Origin of the sequence: Pseudomonas sp. 2hn, from assembly GCF_019646095.1 — a bacterium.
Lineage (GTDB): Bacteria > Pseudomonadota > Gammaproteobacteria > Pseudomonadales > Pseudomonadaceae > Aquipseudomonas > Aquipseudomonas peradeniyensis.
Genome location: NZ_CP081016.1, coordinates 2554292 through 2573585 on the forward strand (window position 1 = coordinate 2554292; position 19294 = coordinate 2573585).

The 19294-nt window shown below is 65.5% G+C and carries 19 protein-coding genes; 12 read left to right on the forward strand and 7 right to left on the reverse strand.

The window, feature by feature from the left end:
- Window positions 1-147 precede the first annotated feature (147 nt).
- Window positions 148-1029 carry an RHS repeat-associated core domain-containing protein gene (locus tag K2O50_RS11630; RefSeq protein ID WP_082337733.1) on the forward strand — a complete coding sequence of 294 codons (882 nt, stop codon included), beginning with the start codon at window positions 148-150 and terminating at the stop codon, window positions 1027-1029.
- A 34-nt stretch (window positions 1030-1063) separates the two neighbouring features.
- Here K2O50_RS11630 and K2O50_RS11635 read toward each other — a convergent pair whose 3' ends face one another.
- Window positions 1064-1444 carry a RidA family protein gene (locus K2O50_RS11635; protein WP_050705604.1) on the reverse strand — a complete coding sequence of 127 codons (381 nt, stop codon included), beginning with the start codon at window positions 1442-1444 and terminating at the stop codon, window positions 1064-1066.
- A 168-nt stretch (window positions 1445-1612) separates the two neighbouring features.
- On the opposite strand from K2O50_RS11635, the gene K2O50_RS11640 reads away from it, so the two are divergent.
- Window positions 1613-2308, forward strand: coding sequence for a tRNA (adenine(22)-N(1))-methyltransferase TrmK (locus K2O50_RS11640; protein WP_279309754.1), 696 nt, complete (start codon window positions 1613-1615; stop codon window positions 2306-2308).
- Window positions 2309-2314: 6 nt separating this feature from the next.
- Here K2O50_RS11640 and K2O50_RS11645 read toward each other — a convergent pair whose 3' ends face one another.
- Entirely contained in the window at window positions 2315-3619 is a 1305-nt protein-coding gene (locus K2O50_RS11645; RefSeq protein ID WP_220690017.1) for an MFS transporter, read from the reverse strand.
- Window positions 3620-3718: 99 nt separating this feature from the next.
- Window positions 3719-3964, reverse strand: a complete 246-nt coding sequence (locus tag K2O50_RS11650) for a DUF2790 domain-containing protein (RefSeq protein WP_050705607.1) — start codon at window positions 3962-3964, stop codon at window positions 3719-3721.
- A 115-nt stretch (window positions 3965-4079) separates the two neighbouring features.
- Here K2O50_RS11650 and K2O50_RS11655 point away from each other — a divergent pair, with 115 nt between their 5' ends.
- Window positions 4080-5012: a LysR family transcriptional regulator gene (locus K2O50_RS11655; RefSeq protein WP_050705608.1), complete on the forward strand. Its 933-nt coding sequence runs from the start codon at window positions 4080-4082 to the stop codon at window positions 5010-5012.
- Between the two features lie 90 nt (window positions 5013-5102).
- On the opposite strand, the gene K2O50_RS11660 is transcribed toward K2O50_RS11655, so the two are convergent.
- The 3 genes from K2O50_RS11660 to K2O50_RS11670 form a co-directional block, all read right to left on the reverse strand.
- Entirely contained in the window at window positions 5103-5414 is a 312-nt protein-coding gene (locus tag K2O50_RS11660; RefSeq protein ID WP_050705609.1) for a hypothetical protein, read from the reverse strand.
- A gap of 93 nt (window positions 5415-5507) precedes the next feature.
- The gene (locus K2O50_RS11665; RefSeq protein WP_050705610.1) at window positions 5508-6812 is read right to left on the reverse strand and encodes an MFS transporter; all 1305 of its coding nucleotides are present in this window, start codon (window positions 6810-6812) and stop codon (window positions 5508-5510) included.
- A gap of 303 nt (window positions 6813-7115) precedes the next feature.
- Entirely contained in the window at window positions 7116-7787 is a 672-nt protein-coding gene (locus K2O50_RS11670) for a bifunctional 2-polyprenyl-6-hydroxyphenol methylase/3-demethylubiquinol 3-O-methyltransferase UbiG (RefSeq protein WP_050705611.1), read from the reverse strand.
- Between the two features lie 96 nt (window positions 7788-7883).
- Between K2O50_RS11670 and K2O50_RS11675 the strand changes: the two genes are divergently transcribed.
- Window positions 7884-8636: a methyltransferase domain-containing protein gene (locus K2O50_RS11675; RefSeq protein WP_050705612.1), complete on the forward strand. Its 753-nt coding sequence runs from the start codon at window positions 7884-7886 to the stop codon at window positions 8634-8636.
- Window positions 8637-8754: 118 nt separating this feature from the next.
- Here K2O50_RS11675 and K2O50_RS11680 read toward each other — a convergent pair whose 3' ends face one another.
- A complete protein-coding gene (locus tag K2O50_RS11680) occupies window positions 8755-9420 on the reverse strand; it encodes an HAD family phosphatase (protein WP_050705613.1) in 666 nt (221 codons plus the stop codon).
- 345 nt (window positions 9421-9765) lie between these two features.
- Between K2O50_RS11680 and K2O50_RS11685 the strand changes: the two genes are divergently transcribed.
- From K2O50_RS11685 to K2O50_RS11720, 8 genes are all read left to right on the forward strand, one after another.
- On the forward strand, window positions 9766-10176 hold the full coding sequence (locus K2O50_RS11685) for a thioesterase family protein (protein WP_050705614.1): 411 nt from the start codon (window positions 9766-9768) through the stop codon (window positions 10174-10176).
- A 269-nt stretch (window positions 10177-10445) separates the two neighbouring features.
- Window positions 10446-10973, forward strand: coding sequence for a thioesterase family protein (locus tag K2O50_RS11690; protein WP_050705615.1), 528 nt, complete (start codon window positions 10446-10448; stop codon window positions 10971-10973).
- Between the two features lie 160 nt (window positions 10974-11133).
- Complete coding sequence (locus K2O50_RS11695) at window positions 11134-11895, forward strand: hypothetical protein (protein ID WP_050705616.1); 762 nt, start codon at window positions 11134-11136, stop codon at window positions 11893-11895.
- Window positions 11896-11898: 3 nt separating this feature from the next.
- Complete coding sequence (locus K2O50_RS11700) at window positions 11899-13497, forward strand: hypothetical protein (protein ID WP_050705617.1); 1599 nt, start codon at window positions 11899-11901, stop codon at window positions 13495-13497.
- A 60-nt stretch (window positions 13498-13557) separates the two neighbouring features.
- A complete protein-coding gene (lexA, locus tag K2O50_RS11705; RefSeq protein ID WP_050705618.1) occupies window positions 13558-14175 on the forward strand; it encodes a transcriptional repressor LexA in 618 nt (205 codons plus the stop codon).
- Window positions 14175-14795, forward strand: coding sequence for a translesion DNA synthesis-associated protein ImuA (imuA, locus tag K2O50_RS11710; protein WP_050705619.1), 621 nt, complete (start codon window positions 14175-14177; stop codon window positions 14793-14795). Before lexA ends, imuA begins: the two co-directional genes overlap by 1 nt.
- 6 nt (window positions 14796-14801) lie before the next feature.
- The gene (locus K2O50_RS11715; protein ID WP_050705620.1) at window positions 14802-16220 is read left to right on the forward strand and encodes a DNA polymerase Y family protein; all 1419 of its coding nucleotides are present in this window, start codon (window positions 14802-14804) and stop codon (window positions 16218-16220) included.
- On the forward strand, window positions 16217-19291 hold the full coding sequence (locus tag K2O50_RS11720; RefSeq protein WP_050705621.1) for an error-prone DNA polymerase: 3075 nt from the start codon (window positions 16217-16219) through the stop codon (window positions 19289-19291). The genes K2O50_RS11715 and K2O50_RS11720 overlap by 4 nt, the downstream gene beginning before the upstream one ends.
- The last annotated feature ends 3 nt before the right edge of the window (window positions 19292-19294 follow it).

Here is a 19294-nt window from a genome sequence, read left to right on the forward strand (position 1 = left end):
GGCATCCATAACCGATGAACTTCTCGAAAACGGCAGTCAGGGCTGTTCTTCCTCGGAGAAGAGGGGACGCCTGGCATTTTTGTCAGTTATGCCTGCCAGGCAACGGTGATAGCGTCAGGGGCATTATTGTCGAGATCAGGTATCGTCATGACATCCAATTGTTTGTTGGCCATGGCCGACCTGCAGCGTTCGGTACTGGGTGGCTCCGGCCCGGCCAGGGCCTATACGCCATATGGAGGACATTCCGACAAGCGGGGAGCTGTGTTGGCTTACTGCGGTCAGGCTCGTGATCAGTTGACGGAGCATTATCATTTGGGGAATGGACATCGAACCTTCAGTCCGTTCGTGATGCGGTTCCACTCACCTGATCGCTTGAGTCCGTTTGGGGTAGGCGGGGTCAATGCCTATGCTTATTGTCATGGAGACCCTGTTAACTTTCATGATCCGAACGGTAAGGAGGATACCAGGTCGGGATTGGCGATTTCAGCCCTGGCTTTCGGAGGGTGGGGGGCAGAGAAGGTCTTTCATCATATTGAAATGGCATCAAAGATAAGTAGGATCGAGACGCTTCAGGGGATACTAAAGGAAAATGGATTGCCGTCAGGGCCAAGAGTCCTCCCCTGGGAAAAAAGTGATCATATAAAAGGCGCCATATCCAGCGCTGGGGCCGCTGTCGTGGGCGGGGTGGCGGGTCTGTATTTTTACTTTGTGCCGGCTAGTTGGTCTGGGGCTAAGTACGCTGATGTGGGTGCGGTAGGAGCAGTATCAGCTATGACTATTGCGTCCAAAGCACATGACCGATTAATCGGAAATAATGGCGCTGAAATCGACAAGCAATTGAAGTTTTTAATAAAAGCCTTCAAAGGTATGGATGACAGACTAACAGAGGTCGTTACACCCTCTCGCAGTACACAAGCTATGCAAAGTGTAGCTGCGTGGTTAGCGAGTCAAGCCAATGAGCAAGTGCGCATGATGAATGATCAGGCATCACACGGAAGTTTCCAGAGCATACCGGAGAGTCGATCCTAAAAGGGCCGCGTAGGTGCGGCCCTTGGACGGTCAATCAGCCCTTGGCCGCCATCGCCGTCACTTCCACGCGCATCCCCTCGAACGCCAGCGAAGCCACGCCCACTGCCGCGCGCACCGGCCATGGTTTCTTGAAGAACCGCTGGTACACCTCGTTGAACGCCGCCCGGTCGGCCATGTCGGTCAGGTAGATGGTCAGGTGCAGCACCCGGTCCATCGAGCTGCCGGCGCGCTCCAGGGCGACCTTGAGCGCCTGCAGGGTGCATTCGCACTGGGTGGTGATATCGCCCAGCTCGAGGCTGCCGTCGGCCTGCACGGGGATCTGGGTGCTGACCAGGATGCCGTTGTACTCGGCAACGTCCGAGGAGATCGAGTCGGCGTCCGGGTCGGGGGTGTAGATGATGTCGCTGTTAGCCATGGGGTTTCGCCTTGCAACGGAAGGAAACCGCCAAGCCTACGCGAGCGGGTCGGGCAGGTCGAGGCGGGCGGCCGGTCGCGGGCATTTGAAATGCGCGGCGCGGGCGGTCAGAATCGCGCCCCGACCCGGCCACAGGTGCCGGGCCCAGGTTGTCAGAAGAGGCTTGCGTTGAACCAACACACATTGTCCATGCGTCTGGAGCGCGTGGCCGCCCATGTGCCGGCCGGGGCGCGTCTGGCCGATATCGGCTCGGACCATGGCTACCTGCCAGTGGCGCTGGTGCGCCGCGGTGCGATTGTCGCGGCGGTGGCCGGCGAGGTGGCGCTCACGCCCTACGAGGCTGCACGGCGTACCGTGCGCGAAAATGGCCTGGATGATTGCATCACGGTGCGGCACGCCAGTGGCCTGGCGGCCATCGAGCCGGGTGATGGGATTACCGCGATCAGTATCTGTGGCATGGGCGGCGAGACCATCCGCGACATTCTCGAAGCCGGCAAGCAGTACCTGGGTGGTCATGAGCGCCTGGTCCTGCAACCCAACGGCGGCGAGCCCGCGTTGCGCCAGTGGCTGATGGACAACGGCTACCGGATCGTCGGCGAGGAAGTGCTGCGGGAAAACCGCTTCGACTACGAAATCATCGTCGCCGAACGTGCCGAGGCGGTCGCCTACACGGCCGAGCAGCTGTACTTCGGTCCGCTGCTGATGCAGGCGCGCAGCCCGGCTTTTCTGTTCAAGTGGCAGCGCATGCTGCGCCAGAAGCAACAGAGCCTGGACAACTTCGCCCGCGCACGCCAGCCGGTGCCCGAGGACAAGGTGCGCGACATCACCCGCCAGGCCGGTTGGATCCGCGAGCTGCTGGCCTGAGCCCATTCATTTCGGGTTGACCACGCTGGCGGGCACCTTCAGCACCAACATGCCACCGAAGACGATGGCCACGGCCAGCACCTGCAGGGCCAAGCCCGGGTTGGCGGTGCTGTCGCGCATCCAGCCGATCAGGTAGGGCGCGGCGAACGAGGCGATGCTGCCGAACGAGCTGATCATGGCGATGCCGGCGGCCTGGGTGTCACTTGCCAGGAACGCCGGCGGCAGTTGCCAGAACATCGGCAGGGCGGCGCTGGCGCCCATGCCGGCGATCACCAGCCCGGTCATCACCAGCAGGGCATTGCCCGGCGCCGAGCCAGCCAGGGCGATGCCGGCGGCGGCCATCAGCAGCGGCACGCACAGGTGCCAGCGGCGTTCGCGCTGGCGGTCCGAGGAGCGCCCGCAACCGAGCATGAACAGGCATCCGGCCAGATAGGGAATGGCGCTGAGCAGGCCGACCTGGCCATCGCTGCCGATGCCGGCGCCATGGATCAGGCTGGGCATCCAGAAGGCCAGGGTGTTGACCGCCAGCATCACCGCGCAATACACCGCCACCAGCAGCCAGACCTGCGCGTTGCCGAGCAGACCGGCCAGCGAGCTGATGGGTTTGTGCCGCTCCTCACCGGCCATTTCCTCGCGCAACGCCTGCTTTTGCCCGGCATCCAGCCAGGTGACCTGCTCGAAGCTGTCCGGCAGGCACTTGAGCACCACCAGCCCGAGCAGCACCACCGGCAGGCCCTCGATCAGGAACATCCATTGCCAGCCGCGCAGGCCGCCCTGGTCGTGGAAGGCCTGGAGGATGCCGCCGGACAACGGCCCGCCGACCACGCCGGCCAAAGGCACGGCAATGGCGAACAGCGCGGTGATCTGGGCACGACGCCGTGCCGGATACCAGCGGTTGAGCACCACGAGGATGCCGGGGAAGAAACCCGCTTCGGCCACCCCCAGCAGAAACCGCAGGACATAGAAGCCGGCGGCGTCCTGCACCCACATCATGCCGGTGGACAGCAGCCCCCAGACCACCATCAGGGTGGCGATCCAGCGCCGCGGCCCGACCCGTTCCAGGGCCAGGTTGCTGGGCACGCCGAACAGCGCGTAGGCGATGAAGAACAGGCCGGCGCCCAGGCCGTAGACCGTGTCGGAAAAGCCCAGGTCGGCGCTCATCTGCATCTTGGCGAAGCCGATGTTGATGCGATCCAGATGGGCGAACAGGTAGCACACCAGCAGCAGCGGCATCAGCCGCCAGGTGATGCGGGCATGGGTGGCGTCGCAGGCGCGCACGGACGTGGCCGTGGAGGTTTCTATCGTATTCATGGTCCGGGACGTTCTTGTTGTTGTCCCGGCAGATCATGCGGCGGTGTCGCGGGCGGGCAAATGCACTTTCAGCAAGATGGCTGGTATTTTTCCCAGGGCTTACAGCTGCGAGCAGTTGCCCATCTGGCGGTAGTCGACTTCACGGGTCTGGCCCTGGTGGTCGACGTAGACCATGTGCGCGGTGCCCACCTGGCAGTCGGCGTCATTGCTGGCCGGGGTGATCGAGATGACCTTGGCGATGTCCAGCGGCATGCCGTATTCGTAGGTGCTGGCGGTGCTGTCGGCCAGTGCGCCGAACGAGGCGAGGGTGGCGCTCAGGGCGAGCAGGGCGATCGAACGTTTCATGACAGGCTCCTCATTTGTTGCGGATAGCTAATGATCCATTCATTTGTGTTTCACAATAAATGGGCTATCCCGTGATAGATTGCTGCCTTTCATGTATGAATGAGGCTGCCTGCCCATGGACATGCTGCATGCGATGCGAACCTTCGCCCGGGTAGTGGAGTGCGGCAGTTTCGCCGCGGCGGCCCAGGCCCTGGACATTTCCGCAGCGCAGGTGTCGCGGATCGTCGCGGAGCTGGAAAATCAGTTGCAGACCCGCCTGCTGCACCGCACCACCCGGCGCCTGCGCATGAGCGAGGCGGGGGAGCGGTTTTTAGAGCGCACCCGGCAGATCATGCTGCTCACCGAGGAGGCGGTGGACGAGGCCCGTGGCGCCCACCTCACGCCTCGCGGCCACCTGCGTTTCCATTGCACCCATGGCCTGGGGTTGCTGATGATGCCACTGGTGGCGCGCTACAACGCCACCTGCCCGGAAGTGGTGATGGAACTGACCCTGTCGCAGCGCAACCCCGACCCGCTGGCCGAGGGTCACGATGTGGTGATCACCATCGGCCAGGGCCTGCCGGACTCGCAGCTGATCGCCATCCCGCTGGGCAGCATCCACAGCATCCTATGTGCTTCCCCGGAGTACTTGGCCCGCCACGGCGTGCCCGAGCGGCCTGAGGATTTGCACGAGCACATCTGCCTGCGCACGGTCGACCCGCTGTTCGAGGAGGACTGGTCGTTCGAGGGCCAGCCCGACAGCTGTGTGATCGTGCCCCAGGACACCTTCCTCACCAACGTCGCCGACGCCATGCTCAAGGCTACCGAACTGGGCATGGGCGTGGGGCTGCTGCCGTACTACTCGGCGAGCCAGGCCATGGAGGAGGGGCGCCTGTGCCGGCTGCTGGCGCCGCACCGGCTGCGCCAGCGGGAAATCTACGCGATCTACCCGTCGCGGCATTACCTGGATGCCAAGGTGCGCACCTGGCTGGACTTTCTCAAGGAGCAGTTGCCGTTGCTGTTTGCCGAGCACCAGCGCATTGCGGATGAGCCTCGCTACTGGCGCTGACAGACATCGCGGGGCAAGCCCGCTCCCACAAGGGCCTGTACAGGCTTGGTGGGAGCGGGCTTGCCCCGCGATAAGGCCGGTACAGCCAGGTCAACGACTGTCCTGATCCTCGGCATTGCCACCTGATGCTCCGGCCCCGGAGCCTGTGGCTTCACCCGTGCTGTTGGAGCCTCCGGCAGCGCCGTCGGCGGCATCGGAATCGCTGCCGGTATCGCTGCTGTCGTTATCCTTGCTGCCACCGGGGTTGTTTATGCTGCCGCCGTCTCCGGCGGTCTTGCCCTGGTCTGTGGCGTGTCCGCTGTGGCTGTCGCCATCGTTCATGTCGGTCGCGGCAAGGCTGAGGGTGGCGCCGCCACCGAGCAGCAGCGCCAGCATCAAGGCGAGGGGGCGTGGATTGACCATGATGAATCTCCTGTCGGATGACCTGTCATGGTTGGGCTGCCACGGTGCTGCCAAGGTGCCCGTCAAGCGACGGGCGGTCATTGGCGCGGGCTTTCAGTGGGCGTCGGGACGCGGCGCCTGCTGGCCGTGCGTGGCGTCCATTGCCTCCAGCGTCGGGTGCTCCTGGGCCGCGTGCATCAGGTCCTCGGTCACCCGTAGTTCCGCGCCGGTCGGCGAGAAAGTCGCGGTCGGCGCGAACGGCGCCGGGTGCTCCGGTGCCGGGCGCTTGCCACGACGCCAGAGGAAGAATCCGACCATGGCCAGGTTGATCGCCGCGAAGGCCCAGAACAGCCCAGCTTCGCCGTAGGCGGTCATCATCGGCGAAATGGCCAGCGGCGCCATGGCCGAGCCCAGCGAGTTGATCAGCAGCAGCCCCTGGATCATCGGCACCAGCGCATCGGCCGGGGCGCGGTCGGCGGCGCTGCTGACCGCCACCGGGTACAGCGCGAACACGCCGCCGCCGAGCAGGAACAGCAGCGCCGGCAGCAGCACGGTGTCGGCCGGCAGCAGCACGATCAGCACCGACAGCACGGTGCACAGGGCGGCCAGGGCGATCAGCACGTCCTGGCGGTCCTTGCGGTCCGACCAGCGCCCGACCGGGTACTGCAGCAGCATGGCGCCGAGAATGACCCAGGCCATCATGTCGCCGACCTTGCCCACATCCAGGCCGATGCGCTGCAGGTACAGCGGCAGCAGGGCATAGATGCCAGCGATGGCGACCCCCGAACCGAAGCAGCCGACCAGCCCGGTCGGCGCCACGCCCAGCAGTTGCCGCGGCTTGAGCGGCTCGACCTGGTCCAGCAGCGGCGATACCCGCGGCAGGATCACGATCGGCAGCACCGACAGCGTGGCGAGCATGCCGGCGACCATGAACGGCGCGGTGTCGCCCCAGCCGGTGACCTCGCCCAGGCCGGCCTGGGCGATCACCCCGGCGCCGTAGAAGGCGATCATGTACAGCGCCAGCAGGCGTCCGCGGATCTTGGCGTCGCCGGCCAGCAACAGCCAGCTCTCGATCACCAGGAACACCCCGACCGCGGCCCAGCCGTTGATCAGGCGCAGGGCGAACCACCAGGTGGTGTCGTAGAACAGGCCCTGCAACAGGATGGTCGCGCCGATCAACGCGGCGAAGCTGCTGTAGGCGCGGATATGGCCGATGCGCAGGATCAGGCGATCGTTGAATATAGCGCCCAGGGTCAGGCCGATGAAGTAGGCCGAGGAGACCACGCCGATGGTGGTCGCCGATTCGCCGGCGGCGCCCAGGCGCAGGGTGGTCAGGGAAGACAGCACGCCATTGCCCAGGGCAATGATGAACAGGCCGAGCAGGGGTGCCAGCGCCATCGCCAGCAAACGCACAGACATAGTTACCTCAAGGTTGAAAAGAGCTCAGATGCGCCTTTTCGGCTGCACGGGCCGGGTCATGGCGGCGTGCAGTGCGGCCTGGGCGGGCTGCGACCTTGGCAAGATTCAACCGCGGACCTGATGCAGGCAGGTCGGGCGGGGGCGGTTGAGCCTGTGGCACATGCGCGATGTGATGAGGCACGGACGCTGTCTTTGCGGGCGGTTGCCACCGGCTGGGGCGACGGGCGAAAAGGAGGCGGGATTTTAAGGCCTGTGCAGGATTTGCCAAGTAGGAAAAGGCTGCGACGAGTGGCCGCAGGGGCGTCAGTCCAGCCTGTGTGCCGCCAACAGCAGGGATTGCGGCACCTGGCTCTGCGGATGTTGCGGCTCCTGCAACTCCAGCAGGCCGAACCCGGCCAGCTCCAGCGCCTTCAGCCAACTGCCCAGGGTGCGGAAGTACCAGGGCATCGGGCGCCAGTCGCCGGTGAAACCGGCAAACGACTCCTCACGCCAGCCATCCTGGTAGTGGCCGGCAGCCGCCGTCCACGGGTGCAGGGTCTGGATCAGGATTGTGCCGCCGGGCAGCAGCAAGGTCCGCATGGCGCAGAGCAGGGGGATGATGTCTTGTTGCAGCAGGGCGAAGTTGGCGCACACCAAGTCATAGCCCTGGCCGATGTCCACCGCGCCTTCGGCCAGCTGCTGGTAGCTGGCCAGGTGTACTTGGGGCGAGCCCGCCGAGCGCGCGGCGGCGACCAGCGTCGCATCGCCATCCACGCCGACCGCGTCGATGCCCCGTGCCGCCAGGGCGCGCAGCAACCAACCCTCGCCGCAGCCCAGGTCGAGCACCCGCGAAGGCTGGCGGCCCAGCACGGCGAGCAGTATCGCCTGGTCGGTGACCTCGCGGCGGGAGGCGATGGCGCCGGAGCGTACGGCTTCGATCCAGGCCTGGGCGTTGTGCTGCCAGCTGTCCAGCAGGGGATCGGTGGTGGTGGGCATGGCCGGGTCCGGTAAAGATGGTGGCTCTAGCATAGGCCAGTCTTGTGTCCGGGGGCCTTTGCTCTGCACACTGGCGCACCTGCGAAGGAGCATGGCATGGCACTTGCGAAAGCGGATTTCACCACGCGACTGCTGGTCGATGCCGGTATCGGCCCCGGCATGCGTGTGCTCGACGTCGGGTGTGGCAGCGGCGATGTGAGCTGGCTGCTGGCCCGGCTGGTGGACGGCGATTGCGCGGTGGTTGGCGTTGACCAGGCGGCTGATGCACTGGAGCTTGCGCGTCTGCGTGAGGCACCCAAGGGCGCGGCGGTACCTGAGTTCGTAGAGGCCGACCTGCGTGCACTGCCCGAGTCCCTGGGGTTGTTCGACGCTATCGTCGGGCGCCGGGTGCTGATGTACCAGGCGGAGCCGGTCAAGGCCCTGCGCCTGCTGGCCCGGCATCTGTTGCCCGGTGGGCTGATGGTCTTTCAGGAGCACGACAGCAGCCTGACCCCGGCCAGCCTGGAACCTTTTCCGTTGCATCGCAAGGCCCAACAGTGGCTGCAACGCATGCTGGCCCATGAGGGGGCCGACTTGCATATCGGCTTCAACCTGCACCGGCTGTTCTGCGAGGCGGGACTGGCGGTCGAGGACCTGCGGGCCGAAGGCCTGGTGCAGACGCCCGACAGTGCCTATCCCCTGGCCGATATCATTCGCGCCTGTCTGCCACGGATCATCGCCCATGGCGTGGCTACGGCCAGGCAGGTCGGGATCGATACGCTACCGGCGCGGCTGGAGGCCGAGCGTCTTCAGTCGCGGGGCATCTACATAGGCGACATGGCCTTTGGCATCTGTGCGCGCAAATGCTGAATAACAGGTTCATTCAGTTGGGAAAGTGCAAATTGCAGGCGTGAATCATTTGCTTGCTTAAAGGGTTGCATGCGCCTTCATTGGCGATGTCGACGCATAGTCACCCTCTCGCCATCGATCAGGCGCTTGCCTGCATCTGCGCGAGCAGCTCCCACAATCGTGAATCGTCATAGTCCTCGATCACCAGGCTTGCCCCGGCTTCCAGCAACCGCTCGGCGGGCTGGGTGGTCGCCAGCCCGACGGTGAAGATGCCGGCATCTACGGCGGCCTTGACGCCTGGCAGCGAGTCCTCGAATGCCAGTGCCTGCCCGGCCTTGGCGTCCAGACGCTGCAGGCCGGTGAGGTAGGGCAGGGGATCGGGCTTGGGACGCGCCAGTTCGTCCGCCACCAGCACATGCGCGAAACGGGTGGCCAGGTGCATGGCGCCGAGCATGTGCTCGGCATTCAGGCGTGGCGCGTTGGTCACCACGCACATGCCGATGCCATGCCGTTCGGCGTGGTCCAGCAGGCGCAGCAGGCCGGGCATCGGCGCCAGGGTCGGTGACAGTTCGCGGAACAGTGCTTCCTTGCGTTCGGCCAGGGCCTGACGGCTGGCGGCATCGGCCTGGGGGAACAGTTCGGCGAACAACAGGCCGTTGGAGCGGCCGCTGACCTGGGTGTTGAACTGCTCCTGCGTCAGCTCGCGGCCGTCATGGTCGAACAGCAGCTGGCGGAAGGCTTGCAGGTGCAAGGTGTCGGTGTCGGTGAGGGTCCCATCGAGGTCGAACAGCAGGGCAGTCAGCATCGGGCATCCTGAGGGTGGAGAAACCATTCAGCATCATAAGGGATCAGGGGTGGGGAATGCACTCGGCTGGGAGGGACTGGGGTATTTCCAGGTGCTCGGCGGGGGCGTTGTAGCGCCTGTGAGATCAAGCACCGCTCGGCGGGGGAGTTTCACCGCCTATCAGATCGAGCGCCGCCCGCGCGGCGCATCGCGACGCAAGGCCGCTCCCACGTCTGTTTCGGGCCAGTCAATCCTGTGCCATTACCTTGTCCGCCTTGGTGCATGGCTTGAGAGCGGTGGGGCAGCAAAGGCGCTGGCACGTTAGTATGAGCGGCCAGGCATTCCCAGCACGGAGCACACAACGCCATGCCTTTCGTCACTACCCGGAAAATTCTCTTTGGCGACTGCGATCCCGCGGGGATCGTCTATACGCCGCGCATTTCCTATTTCGTCATCGAGGCGATTCACGAGTTTCTCTCCCGCTGCCTGGGCGGCGAAGGCCTGCGCAGGTTGTTCGCCATGGGCGTGATGCCGCCGGCGCGGGCCCTGTCCATCGAATTTCTGGCGCCCATGACCTGGGATGACCTGATCAGCGTGCAGGTCAGCAGTGGCGTGCCTGGGACGACCTCGTTCAGTTTTGCCGTCGAGGCACGCGGTGCCGGCGGCGAAGTGTGCTTTCGCGCCAGCATGACTCAGGTGTGCGTCTGCCCTGAGAGCAAACAGCCAGTTGCAGTGCCCGAGGCATTGCGCCAGGCATTGAGCGAGCACATGGACTAGTGGACACCGCGACGAATAGTTTTCCAATAAAAGAACAAACGTTTCAGCATCAATTGGATATAAAGTCCGAACGTGACCGGTTATTCAGTTGGCGTTTTTCGAGCAATTACGGTGTTGGCCACTGGTTGCTACCGGCGAAAGCTGTTAGTTTCAGCCACCGCTGAGAAGCAAACAAGCAGGCCTGCAATGCGCCGCTTGCCGCCAACCGATTAATCAACGGTTGGCTGAACAGGGAACGATAATAAAAAATCCTAGGGAGGGATAACCGGATGAATCTGTACATCCGCCTGTTGCTGGCTGTCCTGCGCGGTTTCTTCAAACCGCCCATGGCCCTGACCGATACGCTGCACCGCACGCTACGGGTCTGGCCGAACGATATCGATATCAACAAGCACATGAACAATGGTCGTTATATGACCATCGCCGACTTGTTCATGCTGGAACTTTGCCTGCGCGCGAAAATCCTCATTCCGGCCTTCAAGTTTGGCTGGAAACCGATGCTAGGTGGCAACTTGGTTGTCTACAAAAAGCAACTTTCCATGTTCGAAAAGTATACCGCCGAATTCAGCATCTGCTGCCTCGACGAAAACTGGACCTACTTCCAGTACAGCTTCTTCAACATGGCCGGCGAGGTGGTCGTAACCGGCTACTCCAAAGGCGCCTGGGTCGGTCGCAAGGGCCTGGTCGCCAACGCGGTGATCGCCGAGAAGCTCAAGGTCCAGCCCACCACCGCGCCAATGCCTGAAGCCGTGAAGAAATGGCTGGAGGCTGAAGCCCACGTCCTCGGCAAGGCCTGAGCCAGGCCGCGCCGCGGCCCTCTTGCCAACCATCTGATACCTGCAACGCCTGTCCATTGCTCCACCGTCCCCGGCCTCTGGCCCGGGCGTGCGCGGCAGGCTTTGCCGTGCCTGGCGTTCGCGCTGCACATCGATCCATGAATGAGTAGGGAAACACCTCATGCCGAACACCTTGTTGTTGATGCTGGCCTTCTTCGCCGCCTTCCTGCTGGTCGCCGAGCTGTTCAGGCGCTACCGCCTGGTGGGCCTGACCTTCTTCGTCCTGTCGCTGCCGGCGCTGCTGGTGCCCAACGCCAACCTGTTCATGCGCATCAAGACCATCAGCGTGCTGCTGCCCATGTGTTTCCTGGCCTATGCCCGCTACAAGCCACGCATCGAAGGCTTCATCTACAAGCTGATCTACGTGGTGATCGTGCTGAACATCATCGAGGCCTCGGTGATCGATTGGCAGACCGGCAACCTCCTCAACATCGTCGCCGCCGTGGGGCTGATCGTCTGCCTGCCGTACTCGCGCAAGCATTGGCAGATTTCCGGGCGCCACAGTGATTTCGTGGTGCACGTGCCGGCCTACTGGCCCTACCTCTACACCACCTGGAACCTGTGCTTCCTGTACTCGGCGCGGATCACCACCTTCGGCTACGCCCTGCCGCTGTTGCTGGCGCCGGTGGCCTACGCCTTGCTGCTGCGTCGTTCGGACCTGTACTTCCAGGCCCGTGCCTACACCTTCGGCTTCTACCTGTTCGTGCGCACGCTCGCCGGTGACACACCGTTGATGAACCTGCCGGCCTTCGACCTGACGAGCTGGTACAGCCCCGACGCGGCGCTCGCCTGGAGCGTCGTCAACGTGATTTTCACAGGCGCCTGCCTGTACAGCTACGGCGCAAGCCGCAACAAGAACAAAGCGATCGAACAAGGAGTTTGAAGCATGCTGGAAGTCATCCTGCTGGCGTTTTTCATAACCGTCAGCCCCGTGATCATACTGATGAGCAAGACCCGCGCCGAGCCGTTGAAGCATGTGTACGTGGGCCTGTACTACGTGAAGTTCGTACCGCTGCTGCTGGCGCTGTACGCGGTCAATCTCGGCACCAGCTTCCTGGCCTGGAAGTGGGTCCAGCTGAAATGGCTGCTGCCTCGCTACTTCGGTTATCGCCACTACAACCGCGACTCCATCTCGATGGAAAGCACGCCGATCCCGGGCACCGACTACCACATGGGCTACATCCCCAAGAAGCTGCCCGCCGAGCTGGTCTACCGCTGGAGAAAGGACAAGGTCTACCACAACTACATCCAGTCGATCATCAAGGCCAACCGCGACTACTACAAGGTGCCGCTGGGCCAGTTCCCGCAGCCGACGGCCATCTCGGACGAGGACCTGAGGGTGTTCCTGATGTCGTCGCAGATTACCCACTACCTGCAGACGGTCGATGGCGTGTCGACCTTCGACATGCGTGACTTCACCCGCGAGATCCGCCTGTCCAGCTCGGTGTTCGACGTGGCCAGCATTGCCATTGCCGAAGATTTTGCCGCCGACAGCATGCGCATCACCCTGCGCGACGGTTTCAGCGTCGGCCCGGGCGAGCCGCACTGGGACCTGGCCAAGGTGTACTTCATGTCCAACACCATGGTGTTCTTCATCCTCGGCGCACACCTGCACCACCACCTGTTCTTCGCCGAAATGGGCGCGGCGTTCCTGTTCAACCTGGTGCCCAGGGAGTCGAACTTCCACAAGCTGATGGACCCGCACACCGCCTACATCCTGATGCTCAACCACCAGTTCAAGGAATCGCCGCTGTCGCTGCGCGAAACCACCGGCATCGCCGACAAGTTCCTCTACAGCTGCATCGGCTACTACTCGGCGCAGACCTTCTACAAGGTCGGCTATGAAAATGCCCTGAACATGTACAACAAGCGCGAGACCGAGGACCAGGCGCTGACCCAGAAATTCGAGATCAGGTTCGCCATCCCGTTCGACCAGTACCTCAATGGCCAGCACGCGCTCAACGCCCAGTACCGCGACTACTACGCGGCGGTGCTGAAGTTCGTCTCGGCCAGCTACGACGACCTGCTGCGCGACGGCTCCGAGCCCTACATCAACAACTGGGTCGCTGAGCTGTGCCGCTACGTCAACCTGCCGTGCCAGCCCGGCGACAAGGCCTTCAACATCGAGGTGATCGCCACCTACATCTGGTACGTGTCGTTCGTCCACTCCCTGGAGCACTACCAATTCCACAAGTACAAGATGAACTACTGCCTGCTGACCCGGGTGCCGTTCTCGGTCGCCAGGCACCTGCCGCAGGACCAGGTGTTCAGCCAGTACGACATCTGGAAGTCCAAGCACATCGTGCACACCTTCGGCAAGAACCACCTCAATGCCGGCGTGTCGGAAAGCTATGCCGACCTGGACTACAAGTTCCGCGACCTGGCGCTGATCGACCGGCAGGAGCAGTTGAAGAAAGAGGTGCTGGGCCTGCTGGACAAACACCAGACGCCAAACGAGGCGATCGCCTTGTCCATTCGTTACTGAGGCAGGGCAGGGAGGCCGGCGACGAAGGGGACTGGTCAGCGTTTTGAAAAAAGAGTACAAATGTACTCCATGGACACTTTATCCCCCAAACGCCGCGCCATCCTTGGGTTCATCCGCGAGCGCATCACCGATCAAGGCCAGCCGCCGTCGCTGGCCGACATCGCCGAGCGCTTCGGTTTCGCCTCGCGCAGCGTGGCGCGCAAGCACATCACCGCCCTGAGCCAGGCCGGGTTCATCGACGTCACGCCCAACCAGGCGCGTGGCATCCGCCTGGCCGAACCCCTGCGCCGGCCCGAGATCCTCGAGATCCCGGTTCTTGGCCAGGTCGCCGCCGGTGCGCCGATCGGCCCCGACCTCGATATCCACGAGCAGTTGCTGCTCGACCCCAGCCTGTTCCGACGCACCCCCGACTACCTGCTCAAGGTGCGCGGCGATTCGATGATCGATGACGGCATCTTCGACGGCGACCTGGTCGGCATCCGCCAGCAGGGCGAGGCCCGTGACGGGCAGATCGTGGTCGCCCGGCTCGACGGCGAGGTAACCATCAAGCGCCTGCAGCGCACCCGCGACGGCTATCGCCTGCTGCCGCGCAACCCGGCCTATGCCCCCATCGACGTGACCCCCGGGCACGAGTTCTTCATCGAAGGCGTGTTCTGCGGCCTGCTGAGGCGTGACTGATGGGCGCCGTGGTCGAACTCGACCGGCTGCTCGACCAGCGCCAGGTATGGCGTGGGCGGCAGGCCCAGGCGCGTCCGCAGGGCCTGCAACCCACCGGGCATGCCAGTCTCGACCATCACCTGCCGGAAGGTGGCTGGCCGGCGGCGGCACTGAGCGAGCTGCTGCTGGCCAGCCCCGGCTGCGGAGAGCTGCAACTGCTCTGGCCGACACTCGCCCGGTTGACCGGGGAGGGGCAGCGGGTGGTGCTGGTGGCGCCGCCGTTCATTCCCTACGCGCCGGCCTGGCAGGCCGCCGGGGTGGACCTGCGCTGGCTGGTGCAGGTCGATGCCGAGGCGGCCGATGCCTTGTGGGCGGCCGAGCAGTGCCTGCGCTCGGGCAGTTGCGCCGCCGTGCTGTGCTGGCCAGGGTACGCCGACGACCGTGCCCTGCGCCGCCTGCAGGTGGCCGCGGAGACAGGCGACGCGCTGGCGTTCGCCTGTCGCCCGCACCAGGCCGCGCTGAACCCGTCACCCGCCGCCCTGCGCATCGCCCTCGACCTGCGTCCGGCGCAGTGGCGCGTGCTCAAGTGCCGGGGCGGCCTGGCGCCGGCCACGCCCATCGCCTGCCCAGGGCGGGCGTGATGCGCCATGCTCTGGGCCTGCATTTTGTTGCCACAGCTGGCGCTGGACACCGTCCTGCGCGAACGCGACGACCCCGAGGCACCGCTGGTGCTGCTGGGCGGACCGCTCCAGCGCCGCGTGCTGCGGGCGGTCAACCCGTCGGCCGCTGAGCTGGGCCTGCGCGCCGGGCAGACGCTGACCGCCGCCCGCGCCCTGGCCGACGGATTCACTTGCGTCGAGGTCGAGCCGGCGCGCATCGAGCAGTTGCAGCAGTTGCTGGCAGCCTGGGCCTACCGCTTCAGCGCCCAGGTCAGCCTGCATTATCCCCGTGCGTTGCTGTTGGAGGTGGGCTCGAGCCTGCAATTGTTCGGCCCCTGGCCGTTGTTCGAGGCACGCTTGCGTCAGGAACTGGCAGCGCTGGGGCTGCGCCAGCGCATCGTCGTGGCCAGCAATCCGGTGGCGGCGAGGATGCTCGCCAATGGCCATGACGGCCTGGCGCTGACCTGCCCGCAGGCCACCCGCGCCGCCTTGCTCGAGATGCCCGTCGAGCGTGTCGGCCTACCTGTCGAGGCGGCCGAAGCCTTCGCCCGCATGGGCCTGCACCGGCTCGGGCAGGTGCTGGCATTGCCGCGCGATGCTTTGGCCAGGCGTTTCAGTGCCCAGGTGCAGTTGCACCTGGACCAGCTGCTCGGCCTGCGCAACCTGGGGCTGGACTTCTACCAGCCGCCCGATCGTTTCGAGGCGCGGCTGGAGCTGAATTTCGATGTCGAGTCACACCAGGCGCTGCTGTTCCCCTTGCGTCGCCTCATCGGCGACCTGGCGGCCTTCCTCGCCGGGCGCGACTGCGGCGTGCAGCGTTTCGAGCTGCACCTGGAGCACGCCGAAGGCGCGGACACCGTCCTCAAGGTCGGCCTGCTGGCCGCCGAGCGCGACGCCTCGCTGCTGTTCGAGCTGGCCCGTGGTCGCCTGGAGCCGCTGCGTATTCCGGCGCCGGTACGCAACCTGCGCCTGCTGGCCGCCGACCTGCCGCCATTCGTGCCGCAACGCCAGGCGCTGTTCGACCCGCGTGCACAGCAGGCCCAGCCCTGGGAGCAGCTGCGCGAACGGCTGCGGGCGCGGCTCGGTGACGAGGCGGTCAGGGGCCTGCGCGCCGAAGCCGACCATCGCCCCGAGTGCGCCTGGCAAGGCGTGGAGCAGGGCGCCCAGGGCCAACGGGTGATGGCCCCTGGTCGTCGTCCCGGTTGGCTGCTGCCCACACCCCAGCTCTTGAGCGAGACCGGCCTGCAACTGCTGGGGCAGGCCGAGCGCATCGAGTCCGGCTGGTGGGACGGTGGCGACGTGCGCCGTGACTACTACCGTATCGAGACCCGCGACGGCCTGCGCGGTTGGGCCTTCCGTGACCTGGCGGCTCCGGGGCCGCTTTGGCTGCAAGGCTGGTTCGCATGAGCAGCCTGGAGTATGCAGAGCTGCACTGCCTGTCGAACTTCAGTTTCCAGCGCGGCGCCTCCAGTGCCGACGAACTGTTCCGCCGTGCCCGCGAGCAGGGCTACCAGGCCCTGGCGATCACCGACGAATGCACGCTGGCGGGGATTGTCCGGGCCTGGCAGGCAGCGAAGCAGTATCAGCTGAAGCTGATCGTCGGCAGCGAGGTGCGGGTGCACCAGGGGCCGAAGCTGGTCCTGCTGGTGGAGGACCTTGTCGGCTACCAGAACCTCTGCGCGCTGATCACCCGCGCCCGTCGGCGTTCGGAGAAGGGCAGCTACCAGTTGCTCGCCGAGGACCTCGAGGCCCACCACCAGGGCCTGCTGGCGCTGTGGGTGGCCGAGCCCGACGATGGCGCCGCGGCCTGGTTGCGGCCGCTGTTCGGCGAGCGCCTGTGGCTGGCGGTGCACCTGCACCGCGGGGCCGACGACACGCAGCGCCTGGCGCAGCTGCGCGCCCTTGGGGCACGACTGGATATCCCGCTGGTGGCCTGCGGCGATGTGCACATGCATGTGCGCGGGCGGCGGGCGCTGCAGGACTGCATGACGGCCATCCGCGAACATTGCGCAGTCGCCGAGGCGGGGCGCTTCCTGTTCGCCAACGGCGAGCGCCACCTGCGCTCGCTCGACCAGCTGCGCGAGCTGTACCCCGCCGACTTGCTCGCGCAGACCACCCAGGTTGCCGGGCGCTGCACCTTCGACCTGTCGCAGCTGAAGTACCAGTACCCGCGGGAGCTGGTGCCCGAAGGGCAGACCCCGGCCAGCTGGTTGCGCGAACTGTGCCGGCGCGGCCTGCCCGAGCGCTGGCCCCACGGGCCGAGCGACAAGGTGCGCACGGTGCTGGAGCGGGAGCTGGCACTGATCGAGGAGCTGGGCTACGAGAGTTACTTCCTGACCGTCCACGACATCGTCGCCTTCGCCCGCCGCCAGCGCATCCTCTGCCAGGGGCGCGGTTCGGCGGCCAACTCGGTGGTGTGTTTCGTCCTCGGCATCACCGAGCTCGACCCCATGGAGCATCGCCTGCTGTTCGAGCGCTTCCTCTCCCGCGAGCGCAACGAGCCGCCGGACATCGACGTGGACTTCGAGCATGACCGCCGTGAAGAGGTGATCCAGTACGTGTTCCGCCGCTATGGCCGACACCGCGCGGCACTCACCGCCGTGGTCAGCAGCTATCACGCCGCTGGTGCGGTAGGCGACGTGGCCCGGGGGCTCGGCCTGCCGACCGACCAGGTGGACGCCCTGGCCAAGTGCTGCGGGCGCTGGAGCGATCGCATCCCCGATGCCGGGCGCCTGGCCGAGGCCGGTTTCGACGCGCACAGCCCCTCGCTGCGGCGCATCCTGGTGCTGGCGGGGGAGCTGATCGGCTTTCCCCGGCACCTGTCGCAGCATCCTGGCGGCTTCGTCATCTGCGAGCAGCCGCTGGACCGGCTGGTGCCGGTGGAGAACGCGGCGATGGCCGAGCGCACGGTGATCCAGTGGGACAAGGACGACCTGGACATGGTCGGCCTGCTCAAGGTCGATGTGCTGGCGCTGGGCATGCTCAGCGCCCTGCGCCGCTGTTTCGACCTGATCGCCCGGCACCGGGGACGCGAGTACACGCTGGCGACCCTGCCCAAGGAGGACCCGGCCACCTACGCCATGATCGGCCGCGCCGAGACCATGGGCGTGTTCCAGATCGAGTCGCGGGCACAGATGGCCATGCTGCCCCGGCTCAAGCCGGTGAAGTTCTACGACCTGGTGATCGAGGTGGCCATCGTCCGTCCCGGGCCGATCCAGGGCGACATGGTCCACCCGTACCTGCGCCGCAGGCTCAAGCAGGAGCCGGTCACCTATCCTTCGGAAAAGCTCAAGGCGGTCTTCGAACGCACCCTGGGCGTGCCGCTGTTCCAGGAGCAGGTGATGGAGCTGGCCATGGTCGCCGCCGACTACAGCCCGGGCGAGGCCGACCAGTTGCGCCGCAGCATGGCCGCCTGGAAGCGCCATGGCGGCCTGGAGCCGCACCGCGAGCGGTTGATCGCGGGCATGCTGCGCAATGGCTACGACCTGGCCTTCGCCGAGCGCATCTTCGAGCAGATCAAGGGTTTCGGCAGCTACGGCTTTCCTGAATCCCACGCCGCCAGTTTCGCCCTGCTGTGCTACGCCAGCAGTTGGCTCAAGTGCCATGAGCCGGCGATCTTCACCTGCGCGCTGGTCAACAGTTGGCCGATGGGCTTCTACAGCCCCGACCAGCTACTGCAGGAGGCCCGCCGCCAAGGGATCGAAGTGCGCCCGGTGGATGTGTTCCATAGCGACTGGGACTGCACCCTGGAAGCCGTGGGTGAGGGCGCGCTGGCCATCCGCCTGGGGCTGCGTCAGATTCGTGGCTTCGGGGAAGACGATGCCCGCCGCCTGGCGCAGGCGCGGGCACAGCGTCCGTGGCGCGACGTCGAGGACCTGTGCCTGCGTGCCGGGCTCGACGCTCGGGCCCGTGCGCGCCTGGCGGATGCCGGGGCCTTGCGCGGGCTGGCCGGTGACCGCCACCAGGCGCGCTGGCAGGTGGCGGCGGTGCAGGCGCAGTTGCCGCTGTTTGCCGAGGTCGACTCCGTGCCCGAGCAGGCGGTGATGTTGCCGCTGCCGAGTGTCGCCGAGGACCTGGCCGCCGACTACGACACCCTGGGCACCACCCTCGGGCCGCATCCCTTGACCCTGCTGCGTTCTCGCTTGCGGGCACTGGGTTGTCGCAGCTCGACGGAACTGGCGGGGGTCGAGCATGGCGACACGATCGCCGTGGCCGGCATCGTGGTCGGTCGGCAGCGCCCGCAGACCGCCAGCGGCGTGACCTTCGTCACCCTCGAGGATGAGCACGGGATGGTCAACGTGGTGGTCTGGCGCGAGCTGGCCGAGCGCCAGCGGCGGGCACTCGTGGGCTCGAAATTGCTCAAGGTGAGCGGGCGCCTGGAGCAGGAGAGCGGGGTTCGGCACCTGATCGCCCGACGACTGGAGGACATCAGCCCCTTGTTGCAGGGGCTGGATGTACGCAGTCGTGATTTTCACTAACAG

Excerpts from the sequence above, each read along its gene's own strand:
- K2O50_RS11695 (WP_050705616.1), top strand. The coding sequence starts at position 11,134 with ATGCCGAACACCTTGTTGTTGATGCTGGCCTTCTTCGCCGCCTTCCTG.
- K2O50_RS11720 (WP_050705621.1), top strand. The coding sequence starts at position 16,217 with ATGAGCAGCCTGGAGTATGCAGAGCTGCACTGCCTGTCGAACTTCAGT.
- K2O50_RS11680 (WP_050705613.1), bottom strand. The coding sequence starts at position 9,420 with ATGCTGACTGCCCTGCTGTTCGACCTCGATGGGACCCTCACCGACACC.
- K2O50_RS11700 (WP_050705617.1), top strand. The coding sequence starts at position 11,899 with ATGCTGGAAGTCATCCTGCTGGCGTTTTTCATAACCGTCAGCCCCGTG.
- K2O50_RS11685 (WP_050705614.1), top strand. The coding sequence starts at position 9,766 with ATGCCTTTCGTCACTACCCGGAAAATTCTCTTTGGCGACTGCGATCCC.
- K2O50_RS11715 (WP_050705620.1), top strand. The coding sequence starts at position 14,802 with ATGCTCTGGGCCTGCATTTTGTTGCCACAGCTGGCGCTGGACACCGTC.
- K2O50_RS11690 (WP_050705615.1), top strand. The coding sequence starts at position 10,446 with ATGAATCTGTACATCCGCCTGTTGCTGGCTGTCCTGCGCGGTTTCTTC.
- K2O50_RS11645 (WP_220690017.1), bottom strand. The coding sequence starts at position 3,619 with ATGAATACGATAGAAACCTCCACGGCCACGTCCGTGCGCGCCTGCGAC.
- K2O50_RS11665 (WP_050705610.1), bottom strand. The coding sequence starts at position 6,812 with ATGTCTGTGCGTTTGCTGGCGATGGCGCTGGCACCCCTGCTCGGCCTG.
- K2O50_RS11675 (WP_050705612.1), top strand. The coding sequence starts at position 7,884 with ATGGCACTTGCGAAAGCGGATTTCACCACGCGACTGCTGGTCGATGCC.
- imuA (WP_050705619.1), top strand. The coding sequence starts at position 14,175 with ATGGGCGCCGTGGTCGAACTCGACCGGCTGCTCGACCAGCGCCAGGTA.
- K2O50_RS11630 (WP_082337733.1), top strand. The coding sequence starts at position 148 with ATGACATCCAATTGTTTGTTGGCCATGGCCGACCTGCAGCGTTCGGTA.
- K2O50_RS11670 (WP_050705611.1), bottom strand. The coding sequence starts at position 7,787 with ATGCCCACCACCACCGATCCCCTGCTGGACAGCTGGCAGCACAACGCC.
- lexA (WP_050705618.1), top strand. The coding sequence starts at position 13,558 with ATGTACTCCATGGACACTTTATCCCCCAAACGCCGCGCCATCCTTGGG.
- K2O50_RS11660 (WP_050705609.1), bottom strand. The coding sequence starts at position 5,414 with ATGGTCAATCCACGCCCCCTCGCCTTGATGCTGGCGCTGCTGCTCGGT.
- K2O50_RS11655 (WP_050705608.1), top strand. The coding sequence starts at position 4,080 with ATGGACATGCTGCATGCGATGCGAACCTTCGCCCGGGTAGTGGAGTGC.
- K2O50_RS11650 (WP_050705607.1), bottom strand. The coding sequence starts at position 3,964 with ATGAAACGTTCGATCGCCCTGCTCGCCCTGAGCGCCACCCTCGCCTCG.
- K2O50_RS11635 (WP_050705604.1), bottom strand. The coding sequence starts at position 1,444 with ATGGCTAACAGCGACATCATCTACACCCCCGACCCGGACGCCGACTCG.